We start from the raw sequence: 11268 nt of genomic DNA on the forward strand, positions 1-11268 counted from the left end.
GAAGATGGATGCCCACGCTGCTCCTGGGCGCGTTGCTTGGCTATCTGGTCGTCGTGCCTCTGGTGATCCTGCTGATCAGCAGCCTGAAAGCCAGCGGGCTGCCCTTCGATCCCGGCTGGACATTCAGCAATTATATCAAGACCTATGCCAATTCCGAATTCTACAAGCTGGCCTGGACGACCTTCCAGTTTGCCGTGGGCTCGATGCTCGGCGCGCTGTCGATCGGCATCATCATGGCCTGGCTTGTCGAGCGAACCGACCTGCCGGCGCGCGGACTGGTGCGCGTAATGATCATTCTGCCGATGGCAACGCCACCCATGCTGCTGGCGATCGGCTGGGTGATGCTGTTGAGCCCGCGCACCGGGTTCTTCAACGACGTGCTGCAGGGCATATTCGGCCTCGGCGAAGCACCCTTCAACATCTACTCGCTGACCGGCATGATCTTCGTGGAGTCTTTGTCACTGGTGCCATCGACCTTCCTGATCCTGTCGCCAGCTTTTCGCAACATGGACCCGAACCTGGAGGAAGCTGCTGCGGTTAGCGGCGCACGGCTGCCGTTCATGTTGCGTAGGGTTCTGATTCCGCTGTTGCTGCCATCAATCCTGGCCGCCGCGGGCTTTCTCCTGATGGTCGGCTTCCTCGTCTTCGACGTGCCAGGCACGATCGGCATGCCGGTCGGCATCTTCGTTCTCTCGAGCCAGGTGGTCTACCTCGCCAACGATGCGCCAAGCGGGATGGCCGAATACGGGCTTATCAGCGCGATGGCGATGTTCTTCCTGGTCACGCTGCTGGCTCTGGCCTGGGCTTATCAGAGGGCAACCCGACGGGCGAGCAGCTATGTCACCGTCACCGGCAAGGGCTATCGTATCCGGCCATTTCGCTTGAAGCGCTGGCGCTGGCCGGCCTTCGGCTTCGTCAGCCTCTATTTCTTCCTCGTCACGGTGGCACCAATCTCGATCCTGATCTGGACATCGATGATGCCCTATCAGTCAAAAGTGTCGGCCAAGATGATCCCGCAGATGACGCTGGCCAACCATTATGCGTTCTTCCACAATCGGCGCGCGCTCGAGGCGGCAGAGAACACGATCATTATTGCCCTGGTGGCAGCGACCCTGGTGGCAATCCTGTCGGTGCTTGTGAGCTGGGTGGTCGTGCGCTCGAAGGCGGTCGGGCGCAAGACCATCGACTTCCTTGCCTTCCTGCCTATCGCCATTCCCGGCACGATGATCGGGGTAGCGCTGCTTTATGTCTATCTCAGCTTCAGCTTCCTGCCGATCTACGGAACGATCTGGATCATCGTGATCGCCTACACGACGAATTACCTGTCCTTCGGCAGCCGGGCCACCAACGGGGTGATGATCCAGCTGCATTCGGAGCTGGAAGAGGCGGCTATGGTCAGCGGCGCGCGCTGGGGTCGGGTGATGCGACGCATCATCATGCCTTTGACTCTGCCTGCAATCCTGGCGGTTTGGATCTGGGTTCTGGCGCATTGTATGCGCGAACTGACCAGCGCGCTGCTGTTGCAAGGCCTGGATAACAAGACGGTGCCGGTGCTGCTCTGGGGCTACTGGACCGGCGGCGAGCCGACCAAGGCCGCGGCGGTCGGCGTGTGGCTGGTCGCTGCAATGATCCTCGTCGTGGGTTTGTGGCAGGTGCTTGTGCGCAAGGGCCGGTTCAGCGGAGTGGGAGAATAGCACGGTGCAGATGCTGGAAATCGAAAAGCTACGCGTTGAATACGGGAGCGGCGACAGCCTCTATGTGGCAGTCAAGGACCAGTCTTTCAGCGTGGCCGCAGGCGAATTCTTCACACTGCTCGGACCCAGCGGGTGCGGAAAGACGACAACGCTGCGTTCTATCGCCGGTCTGGAAACCCCAACATCGGGGCGGATCGCGATCAACAGCAAGGACGTGTTCAATTCGGCAACGCGAACGCTGATGCCGGTGCATGCCCGTGACACCTCGATGGTGTTCCAGTCCTACGCGATCTGGCCACACATGAGCGTGGCGCAAAATGTTGCCTTTCCGCTTGAAGCCGCCGGCCGGCCGCGGGCAGAGATCGGCAAGAAGGTGACAGAATCGCTGGAACTGGTCGGCCTGGGCGGCTTCGCTGAACGACCCGCAACGATGCTTTCAGGCGGACAGCAGCAACGCGTGGCACTCGCCCGGGCTCTGATCAAGAATGCTGCGCTGCTCTTGCTGGACGAACCGTTGAGCAACCTGGACGCCAAGCTGCGCGACCTGATGCGCGCCGAACTGCGCGATCTCCAGGAGCGGCTGGGTCAGACCACGATCTATGTCACTCACGACCAGGAAGAAGCACTGTCGATGTCCGACAGGATCGCCTTCATGGAAGGTGGCGTCATCCTCGAACTGGGAACACCACAACAGCTCTACCTGTGCCCTCATCGCGTAGAGACCGCGCGCTTTCTAGGCAATGCGCTCTTCCTCGAGGCGCGCGATGTGCAGATGAACGGTGAGGAAGCGCTGGCGCAGACGGCGCTGGGGCCGCTGCGCATCCGCGGAGCAGGAGCGCGCAAGGGAAGCATCCTGATGATCCGCCCCGAACATATCGGCATGTTCGAAGAGGGAACCACGATACCGGACGAGAATTGCGTCAACGGCACCATCCGCCGCGCGACATTTTCCGGCAAGTCCGTGGAATATGACGTCGAGGTCGGGGACATGGTGGTTCCCGTCCATCGTCCCTCGGCCCGGATCAGGCCCGAAGGCACGGCGGTGACGCTTCACCTTTCGGCCGAAACCTGTGTTCTGCTGGAGGGAAGCCTGTGAATTTTATCAAGACAATGCCTTACACGCTGCCCCTGAAGACCCGTTATCGTTGGGCCAAAGGCGACCACGACAGCCGGAGCGGCATCCTGATCCAGGTATCGCTTGACGGTGCGGGGGGCTGGGGTGAGGTCGCCTATGGCCCGCATGTGACACGGGACTGGCGGCTGCTCGCCAATGAACTCGCTGACAAGTTCGCAGGCCTGAACCTGGGAAGCGATGATCTTCTGGAACAGGTCGACCGTTTGAACCTCCATAATCGCGAGCGAAACGGCATCGCAAGTGCATGGTTGTCGGCGCGGGCAATGCAGGCCGGACAACCGCTGGCGCACTACCTGGCTGGTCCTGGCGAAACACCGGCAGACGAGGTTCCAATCAACGGGCTGATCAATAAGGACGCGCCCGGAGACGTGATCGCCCAAGGGCAGGCCTATGCCGATCAAGGCATGACCACTTTCAAGATCAAATGCTTTGCCGACGTGGCGCGCGACCTTGAACGGGTCAGGGCGCTGCGCGACGCTTTCCCCGACTTCCGCTTCCGGCTGGATCCGAACGACGCCTGGAAGAGCATAGATGCGGCACTGCGCAATATGGAGGCCTTCGCGACCTTCGGCATCGACTATGTCGAAGATCCGCTGGACACCCATTCCGCGACTTTCGAGGACATGGCTACTCTGCACCGGTCCGGACCAGCCATACCACTTGCCTGGGACAATCCGGTCGAGAGCCGCAGTCACATGGAGAGGTTGCTGGAGCTCGACGCGGTCGACGTGTTCATCTTCAAGATGCCGCGATCCGGCGGACCCGACAGGCAACTCGACATGATCCGATGCGCAGCCGCGGCAGGCAAGCTTGCCGTCATGACCGGCCCGATCGAATCCGCCATCGGGACAATGGGCGGCCATCATCTGGCGGCGCTATTGCCGCGTCCAATTCCTGATTGCGGCTTTTCCCTCAGCCAGCACTTTGCCCGTGACAGCGCGGATTTGAGCCCCATCGTGAACGGTCGGCGCAAGCTGCCTGAGACGCCGGGGCTTGGTTTGACGCCTGACATGGCTGTGTAACGCAGCACCACGAAGGAGATAAAAAGAATGGAAGCGATTTCGCGCTACGGCACACCAGCCACCCGTCTGGTTTCGATGATGAAATCCTTTGAGTATCCCTTTCGCAATGTGCGGGAGGGCGACCGTTTCGCCATTCTTACTGACGACCAGATGGATCCGCTGATCTGGCAAGCCATGATGGGTTCTTTGCATGCGCGCGGTGCCGAGGCCTGCCTGTGCCTCTACCCCAAGCGGGCCTATCACTGTGCCGATCCATCACCGATGGCCATAGGTGCTGCGAAAGAGGCCGACGTCGTGATCGCGCTGACGACCACCGCCCTCAACAGTGGCACGCCAGGCCTGCGCCAGATCCGTTCGGAAGGCGGTGCCAAGGGAAAGACGCCGGTCTGGCTGTGGGAAGAGATCAACCAGGAGATTCTGATCGACGGCGGCGGTTCGTGCAACGCCGACGACGTTGAAGAGATGTGCGAACTCCAACGCCGCATGGGCGAAATCTGCGACGCGGGCAAGACGATCCATGTCACGACTGCGGCAGGCACCGACCTTCGCGCGGATATCACCGGTTACCCGCCCGGCGCACTGACACGGCGCTGGGGAGCGATCCCTTTCGAACGCGATGCGGCCACCGGACGCTTCGGTCTGAGCCCCGGCACCTGGCCGTTCGGCGAATTCCATGTCGAGCCAGCCGGCGGCACGGCCAACGGCCTGGTGGTGTGGGAGCAGACCGGCCAGCACCCGGCGGGGCACTGGCGCGATCCGGTGCGGGTCGAGATCGAAAACGGCCGGGTCACTCACATCTCTGGTGGCCACGAGGCCGACCAGATCCGTGATTATCTCAAGACATATGGCGACGAGAATTCCTGGGTGATGGGTGGCGAGATCTCGATCGGCACCAACCGGAAATGCCCGCCTCACACCGGAAACATGCGCAGCGAGAAAAAGCGCTATGGCGCCATGCACCTGGGTATTGGCCATGGAGCCGACCGGGGCGAGGTGGTGAGCTGCCTGCGCTACGAGGCGATTTGCGACCGGGTCACCATGGTCGTGGACGACACTCACGTCATAGCCGAAAACGGGATTATCAAGGTATGAGTGCGGGTCTGTCCGACCCGGATGTCCGGCGCCTGATCGAAGTCTTCCAGGAGAGCGGTTGCGTCGAGCTGGAACTGGCATTCGGCTCGACGCGGCTGCGGCTGGGCGCCCGAATGCCTGCGCGGGGTGTTATAGAAACCGTTGCGTCACCGGGCGTTGGCATCTTTCGGGCTTCCAAATCCGAAGGCGACAGCATGAATCAGGGTGACGAACTGGGACGGATCAAGTCGGTCCGGGCCGAAACCGTTGTCCACACCGCAATAGCCGGGGTGGTCTCAGCTCTGCCAGTGGCCGATGGCGCCTTCGTCGAGTATGGCGGCCGGCTGGCCGAGCTCCGCGTGGATACGAGGTAGAGCGATGAAGCGTGTCTTTGTCGCAAACCGGGGCGAGATCGCAGTGCGGGTCATCCGCGCTTGCCGGGAAGCCGGGCTCGAGACCGTGATTGGCGTATCCGAGGCGGACCGCGACGCGATCCCCGCAAGAATGGCGACACGGGCGATTTGCATAGGCCCGGCACCGTCGAGCAAAAGCTATCTGGATGTCGATGCCGTCGTGACTGCTGCGCTGGGCACCGGCTGTGACGCGCTGCACCCCGGCTATGGCTTTCTGGCGGAGAACGCCGATCTGGCTGATCTCTGTGTGGAGCAAGGGATTACCTTTGTCGGGCCACGCGGCCAGACCATCCGCGATCTTGGTGACAAGATCAGCGCTCGCCGCATTGCCCTATCGGCAGGTGTTCCGGTGGTGCCGGGGCGGGACCGGTTGGAAACCCATGCCGACCTGCAAGTTGCGGCGGAGGAGCTTGGTCTGCCTCTCCTGCTGAAGGCTTCAGCCGGTGGCGGCGGGCGTGGAATGCAAGTGGTCCGCGACAGGAGCCGGCTCGCAAGCGCCTTTGAAACCGCGAGGGCCGAGGCACGAGCGGCTTTCGGCGACGATACGCTTTACGCGGAGCGTTTCGTCGGCCAGGCGCGGCACATTGAAGTTCAGGTGCTGGGCGACCGGCACGGCAATGTCGTGCACCTCGGCGAGCGCGATTGCACCTTGCAGCGGAGGCACCAGAAGATCGTCGAGGAAGGCCCGGCGACGCATGTGCCGACTGCCGTGATCCACCGCATGCGGCAGGCTGCTGTCGATCTTGCCTCGTCTGTCGGCTACGAAGGTGCCGGAACGGTCGAGTTCATCTACGATCAGGACACCGACGACTTCTTCTTCCTGGAGGTCAACACGCGCATCCAGGTTGAACACCCGGTGACCGAGATGTTGACCGGTGTCGACCTGGTTCAACAGCAGTTGCGCATCGCCGACGGCGCGCCCCTGGACCTGAAGCAGGACGACATCCACCTGACCGGGCATGCCATCGAATGCCGTGTGAACGCCGAAGACGTGGCGCAGGGCTTCCGCCCCTCCCCCGGCGAAATCGTGACCTGGCAACCTCCCAAGGGCGACGGAATCCGCGTCGATACCCACTGCGAACCGGGATACGTGGTGCCACCTTTCTACGACTCCATGCTGGCGAAACTGATCGTTGTCGGAGCCGATCGCGGCGATGCACTGGCACGCATGCGTGCTGCGCTGGACGGGTTCCGGCAGAGCGGCGTGGATACCACGCTGAATTTCCTGCGCGCGCTGATCGACCGCCCCGAGTTCCACACAGGGCAAGTGAGCACGCGCTGGGTGGAAACGGTGCTCGAGGATCCGGCTTTCAGGGCGGAAATGGAAGGGAAACGGGAATGAGCGAACTGACCTATCGGGACGTTGTGCGACTGCTTGAACTGATCGACATTTCGGACAGCGTCGCGCTTGAACTGACGATGGGAGACCTTCGCCTGTCGGTAGAGCGAGAAGGAGGCAGATCCACGCAAGCGCGACCCGGTATCGGCGCGAAGCCCGTTTCCGTGTCGGCAGTAGCACGAGAAACCGGGCCGGCAGCTCCCGTTGCGCGTTCGGATGCTGCATCCGAACACCCCGATGCGATCCCGGTCAGTGCGCCGATGGGCGGGATGTTCTATGCTGCGCCGGCTCCCGGTCAGCCGCCATTCGTGACAGAGGGCCAGGAAGTGAAGGAGGGCGATCAGGTCGGCATTGTCGAAGTGATGAAGCTGTTTACCGCGGTCACCGCGCCCTGCGACGGCAAGGTGGTGGCGATCGCCGTCGCCAACCAGGACACGGTGGCCAAGGACGATATCCTGATGCTGATCGAGGCCAGGCCATGACCCGGAAAATCAAGCTGCTCGATGAAACCCTGCGTAATGCCCAGCAATCGCTCTGGGCGACGCGGATGCGCACTGAAAGCATGCTGCCAATCGCTGATACGATTGGACGGGCGGGATTCGATACCGTCTGCGTCGCAGCCGGCGTGAGCTTTGAGACTGCGGCGATGTTCCTTCATGAGGACCCGTGGGAAAGGATGCGGCTGCTTAAACGGCGGATGCCCGATACGCGGTTTGACGTGCTCGTAAGGGCGCGCAATCTCTGGGGGTGGAAAGCGCAACCCTACGACGTCCAGACGCTCTTCCTGCAAACACTGATGCGAAACGGCGTCGACAGTTTCAAGCTGTTCGACGGGCTGAACGACCTGCGCAACATGGACTATTTTCTCGGCGAGGGCCGGCGGCTGGGATTCGACGTGAAGGTGTTGCTTGGCTGGAACGAAAGCCCGGCCCACACGGATGCGTATCTGGCCGCGAAGTCGCGCGAAATCGCGGAGCGCGAGGTTGATGGACTGATCCTTTCGGATTCTCCGGGCGTGATGACGCCGGAGCGGGCGAAATCGTCGGTCGCAGCGGTGCGCGGCGCGATTGGTGACATGGACCTGCATTTCCATTGCCACACCACCGGCGGCCTGGGACGAGGCGCCTGCCGTGAAGCGATCCGCGCAGGCGCCAACGTGATCTGGACAGCGGCACGGCCGCTGGCCTGGGGATCGGCCCTGCCATGGGCTGGCGACATTGTCGAAATGGCCCGCGAAGAGGGCTTCGAGGTGGATGTCGATGATGCCGCTCTGGCCGAGATCGACGACTGGTTCTACTGGGTGACCTACCAGGAGGGCCGCAAGCCAAGCGAGGAAAAGCCTTTCGATCCCGCCTTCTACCAGAGCTATGTCGGCCACCAGATCCCGGGAGGAATGATTTCCAACCTGGTTCAGCAACTGAAGGACCGAGGCCTGGAAGACCGTTTGCCGGAGGTTCTGGAAGAGGCCGGCCGGGTGCGCCGGGAACTGGGCTATCCGCACATGTCGACGCCATTCTCGCAATTCGTGGGCGTGCAGGCAGTCATGAACGTGATCCAGGGCGAGCGCTACGCCAACCCGCCCGATGCACTGCGCATATACGCGCGCGGCGGGTTCGGCCAGACCATCGCCGAGATGGACCAGGACGTGCGTGACCGGTTGGCCAACGGCCTGCCGGAGATCGACCCGCTGGAAGGGCTGGATGAACCGCTAATTCCAAAGATACGGGCAGAGCACGGACCGTTCGAGTCAGACGAGGATCTGCTGACATTCCTGTTCCTGCACCCCGCCGCCTATCAGGATTACCGCGCCAACCGCAAGCCGATCATCGACCGGCCGCGCCTCCATCCGGTGGTCTATCTCGCCGAAGAACTGATGGCGCGCAAAAACCTGTCGCAGGTTGAGGTGGCGCTCGGCGATTCCCTGAACCTCAAGGTGAGAAACAGCTGAAGCCAGTGTCATAACCCCTCGGCTTTTGTTCTGCGGACAGGCGTTGAGCCGCCTGCGCATTGATAGGATCGCAGGCCTCGGTCTCGGACAGGTGCCCCAAGGCCTACAGATCTTCCAAGGACTGACGGTAAAAAACAACCTGCTCCCCTCGATGCGCTCCGCCATCCAGTCCTCCAGACCGTGGACGGCCGACCGGATCTTCGCTACTTCCCTCGCCGGAAGGAACGGCTTTGAAGCGAGGGCCAGCTTTTGTCTGGCGGCAAGCAGCAGATGCTTGCCATGTGCAGGGGCACTGATGACGCAACTAAGAGATGATCGTGCTCGACGAGGCGACGGAAGGTCTGGCGCCCATCATCCGCAAGCAGATCACTAGCGACCTGAAAGCCGAAGGGCTGTCCTTGCTTGTCATCGAAAACAACATCGCCTCGCTTCTTCCCCTCGCCGACCGACATTTCGTCATCGAGACCGGCAAGATTGTATGGAGCGGTGATTCAAATGCGCTCCGGCGCGACAAGACACAGGCCGACGGCGGTCCACAGGGTGTCGATTGTCCGTTCGGCTCTGGCCCGCAGCAGCGCCTTGAGTTTTGAGAATGCGTTCTCGATTGGGTTGAAGTCCGGCGAATATGGCGGCAGGTATCGCAGCGTTGCCCCAGTTATCTCTATAGCCTCCCGGATGCCGCTGGCTTTGTGCGCTGGCAGATTGTCCATGATGACGACATCGCCGGGCGAGAGCGTTGGCGCCAGAACTTGGCTGACATAGGCGAGGAATGCTGTGCCGTTCATGGCGCCGTCGAGCACCATGGGCACTGTCATGCCGGTCAGACGCAAAGCGCCGGTGAATGTCGTCGTTTTCCAATGGCCGTGAGGGATACCTGCCCGGCAGCGCTCGCCTTTCAGGGAACGGCCGCGAATGCGCGCCATCTTCGTGTTGAGCCCGGTCTCGTCAATAAACACCAACTTTTCCGGATCGAGATCAAGCTGATCATCGAACCATTCCTGGCGCTGCCTCAGCAGACCCGGACGTTCCTGCTCCAATGCATGTCCGGTCTTTTTTTGAATGTCCAACCGCGCGAGCGCAGCCAGGCGCCGATCGTCCGATTTTCACGGCGCACTCATCGGCGAGGCACACCACCATTTCGTCAAGCGTGATGTCCTTGCGTTCCTCGATCATGGCGCCGATGAAGGCTTCGTGTGCGTCCAGACGCGAGGCGCGTCTTGCTGGTTTGCGCGGTTTCGTCTCGCCTTTTGCGGCGCGGTCAATCCAACGGATTGCCGTCGAAGCAGCGACGCCAAATCGTTCCGCACATCTACGGGCCGAGAGCCCGCCCTTCGAAGCTTTCAGAACGCGATCACGCAAATCGTGGCTCAATGAACGGCCCATCCAAATCACCCTCCATGGTTGGAGCGTTTGAATCAGAACCGTAGCGTCATGTCACCCCGTCAGCGATTCAACCGACGACGGACGTGCTTGTCTTATGATTCTTCCGCCTTCTCTGCGAAGGTGGAGCCACTGCCGCCGGCTCAAACGGCAGGCAGTGGCGGTGGTTGGATCGCGAACGGCTTGGTCATGGACAGTGACGTCGATGGACCGTTCTAGAGTGTGATCGGCCACCGTCTTCGCATGAGGCCTGAACGGATACGCAGCGGCTTCTGGCCCTGCATGACAAGCATAGGACACGCGAAGACCATGAAAGATAGCATCGGTATCGACATCTCAAAAGCCCATCTTGACGTTTGCCGTCCGGCGACCGGTCAGACAGCCCGGTTCGAGAACTCGGCGGCGGGATTGACTGCGTTCAAGCGCTGGGTCGGTTCAAGTCAGCCCGATCTGGTGATCTACGAGGCAACGGGGGCTTATCATGGCCTGCTTGAGAAACGCTGCTCTGGCGATCTGCCCTTGGTGAAGGTCAATCCGTTACAGGCCCGCCGCTTTGCCCAGGCCCGCGGAACCCGTGCCAAGACCGATGCGGTTGACGCGCATGTACTGGCTTTGATGGGCGAGGCGCTGGATCTGCAACCGGACAGCCCTGCCAGCGAAGATCACCATGATCTCAAACAGTTGCAGGTCGCGCGCACCGCCATGATCAAAGCGCGCACGCGGCTGAAGAACCGGCTTGCCACCCAGACGCTCTCCCTGCTCAGACGTCAGGCGAAAGTGCAGCTGGCTTTGCTCGACAGGCAGCTCAAAGCCATCGACGCCGAGATCGCCAGCAGGCTGTCGCGGGATCAGGCCCGCTCCCTCGACATCCTGCAATCCATTCCCGGCCATTCCCGGGGTCCGTTGTTGCAGCCACCATCCTCATCGAGTGCCCGGAAATCGGCGCGATGGACCGCAAACAAGCCGCCAGCCTTGCCGGGCTCGCCCCGATGACCCGACAATCGGGCCAATGGCGAGGCAAGGCCTTCATTCAGGGTGGCCGTAAATTCCTGCGTGACGCGCTCTACATGCCCGCACTCGTCGCTACCCGCTTCAATCCAGACATGAAACAGAAATACAATGCGATGCGCAAAGCCGGAAAGCCAGCAAAAGTCGCTTTAACGGCTATCATGCGAAAGCTCATCGAGCTGGCAAACACACTCATAAAACAGGATAGGAAATGGGCGCCAAATCCAGCTTGATCAATACGGATACTCTAGATCATGC

Annotated in this window: 11 protein-coding genes and 1 pseudogene; 11 read left to right on the forward strand and 1 reads right to left on the reverse strand. The window is 61.5% G+C overall.

The features are described from left to right. Nucleotides 1-8 precede the first annotated feature (8 nt). From R3D65_RS13815 to R3D65_RS13855, 9 genes are all read left to right on the forward strand, one after another. Complete coding sequence (locus R3D65_RS13815) at nt 9-1694, forward strand: ABC transporter permease (protein ID WP_371275824.1); 1686 nt, start codon at nt 9-11, stop codon at nt 1692-1694. Nucleotides 1695-1704: 10 nt separating this feature from the next. Continuing rightward, the gene (locus R3D65_RS13820) at nt 1705-2790 is read left to right on the forward strand and encodes an ABC transporter ATP-binding protein (RefSeq protein ID WP_371276042.1); all 1086 of its coding nucleotides are present in this window, start codon (nt 1705-1707) and stop codon (nt 2788-2790) included. Beyond that, nucleotides 2787-3851: a mandelate racemase/muconate lactonizing enzyme family protein gene (locus R3D65_RS13825; protein ID WP_371275825.1), complete on the forward strand. Its 1065-nt coding sequence runs from the start codon at nt 2787-2789 to the stop codon at nt 3849-3851. The genes R3D65_RS13820 and R3D65_RS13825 overlap by 4 nt, the downstream gene beginning before the upstream one ends. A 27-nt stretch (nt 3852-3878) precedes the next feature. Beyond that, entirely contained in the window at nt 3879-4943 is a 1065-nt protein-coding gene (locus R3D65_RS13830) for a hypothetical protein (RefSeq protein WP_371275826.1), read from the forward strand. Next, complete coding sequence (locus R3D65_RS13835; RefSeq protein ID WP_371275827.1) at nt 4940-5296, forward strand: biotin/lipoyl-containing protein; 357 nt, start codon at nt 4940-4942, stop codon at nt 5294-5296. The genes R3D65_RS13830 and R3D65_RS13835 overlap by 4 nt, the downstream gene beginning before the upstream one ends. A 4-nt stretch (nt 5297-5300) precedes the next feature. Continuing rightward, nucleotides 5301-6677: an acetyl/propionyl/methylcrotonyl-CoA carboxylase subunit alpha gene (locus R3D65_RS13840; protein WP_371275828.1), complete on the forward strand. Its 1377-nt coding sequence runs from the start codon at nt 5301-5303 to the stop codon at nt 6675-6677. Next, entirely contained in the window at nt 6674-7156 is a 483-nt protein-coding gene (locus R3D65_RS13845) for an acetyl-CoA carboxylase biotin carboxyl carrier protein subunit (RefSeq protein ID WP_371275829.1), read from the forward strand. The genes R3D65_RS13840 and R3D65_RS13845 overlap by 4 nt, the downstream gene beginning before the upstream one ends. Then, a complete protein-coding gene (locus R3D65_RS13850) occupies nt 7153-8622 on the forward strand; it encodes a hypothetical protein (protein ID WP_371275830.1) in 1470 nt (489 codons plus the stop codon). Before R3D65_RS13845 ends, R3D65_RS13850 begins: the two co-directional genes overlap by 4 nt. Nucleotides 8623-8933: 311 nt before the next feature. Then, a complete protein-coding gene (locus R3D65_RS13855; protein ID WP_371275831.1) occupies nt 8934-9212 on the forward strand; it encodes a hypothetical protein in 279 nt (92 codons plus the stop codon). Here R3D65_RS13855 and R3D65_RS13860 read toward each other — a convergent pair. After that, a pseudogene (locus R3D65_RS13860) lies at nt 9144-10005 on the reverse strand (IS630 family transposase); the annotation flags it as partial. The gene R3D65_RS13855 and the pseudogene R3D65_RS13860 sit on opposite strands and share 69 nt — an antisense overlap. 306 nt (nt 10006-10311) lie before the next feature. Between R3D65_RS13860 and R3D65_RS13865 the strand changes: the two are divergent. Beyond that, nucleotides 10312-10995 carry a transposase gene (locus R3D65_RS13865; protein ID WP_371275832.1) on the forward strand — a complete coding sequence of 228 codons (684 nt, stop codon included), beginning with the start codon at nt 10312-10314 and terminating at the stop codon, nt 10993-10995. Then, nucleotides 10950-11243: a transposase gene (locus R3D65_RS13870; protein ID WP_371275833.1), complete on the forward strand. Its 294-nt coding sequence runs from the start codon at nt 10950-10952 to the stop codon at nt 11241-11243. The genes R3D65_RS13865 and R3D65_RS13870 overlap by 46 nt, the downstream gene beginning before the upstream one ends. Nucleotides 11244-11268 lie beyond the last annotated feature (25 nt).

Source organism: Zhengella sp., assembly GCF_041397485.1.
GTDB lineage: Bacteria > Pseudomonadota > Alphaproteobacteria > Rhizobiales > Rhizobiaceae > Zhengella.

What these genes read in the sequence shown, in the direction of transcription:
- R3D65_RS13835 (WP_371275827.1), top strand. Translation starts at nt 4,940, where the DNA reads ATGAGTGCGGGTCTGTCCGACCCGGATGTCCGGCGCCTGATCGAAGTC.
- R3D65_RS13850 (WP_371275830.1), top strand. Translation starts at nt 7,153, where the DNA reads ATGACCCGGAAAATCAAGCTGCTCGATGAAACCCTGCGTAATGCCCAG.
- R3D65_RS13820 (WP_371276042.1), top strand. Translation starts at nt 1,705, where the DNA reads ATGCTGGAAATCGAAAAGCTACGCGTTGAATACGGGAGCGGCGACAGC.
- R3D65_RS13830 (WP_371275826.1), top strand. Translation starts at nt 3,879, where the DNA reads ATGGAAGCGATTTCGCGCTACGGCACACCAGCCACCCGTCTGGTTTCG.
- R3D65_RS13845 (WP_371275829.1), top strand. Translation starts at nt 6,674, where the DNA reads ATGAGCGAACTGACCTATCGGGACGTTGTGCGACTGCTTGAACTGATC.
- R3D65_RS13815 (WP_371275824.1), top strand. Translation starts at nt 9, where the DNA reads ATGCCCACGCTGCTCCTGGGCGCGTTGCTTGGCTATCTGGTCGTCGTG.
- R3D65_RS13840 (WP_371275828.1), top strand. Translation starts at nt 5,301, where the DNA reads ATGAAGCGTGTCTTTGTCGCAAACCGGGGCGAGATCGCAGTGCGGGTC.
- R3D65_RS13855 (WP_371275831.1), top strand. Translation starts at nt 8,934, where the DNA reads ATGATCGTGCTCGACGAGGCGACGGAAGGTCTGGCGCCCATCATCCGC.
- R3D65_RS13865 (WP_371275832.1), top strand. Translation starts at nt 10,312, where the DNA reads ATGAAAGATAGCATCGGTATCGACATCTCAAAAGCCCATCTTGACGTT.
- R3D65_RS13870 (WP_371275833.1), top strand. Translation starts at nt 10,950, where the DNA reads ATGGACCGCAAACAAGCCGCCAGCCTTGCCGGGCTCGCCCCGATGACC.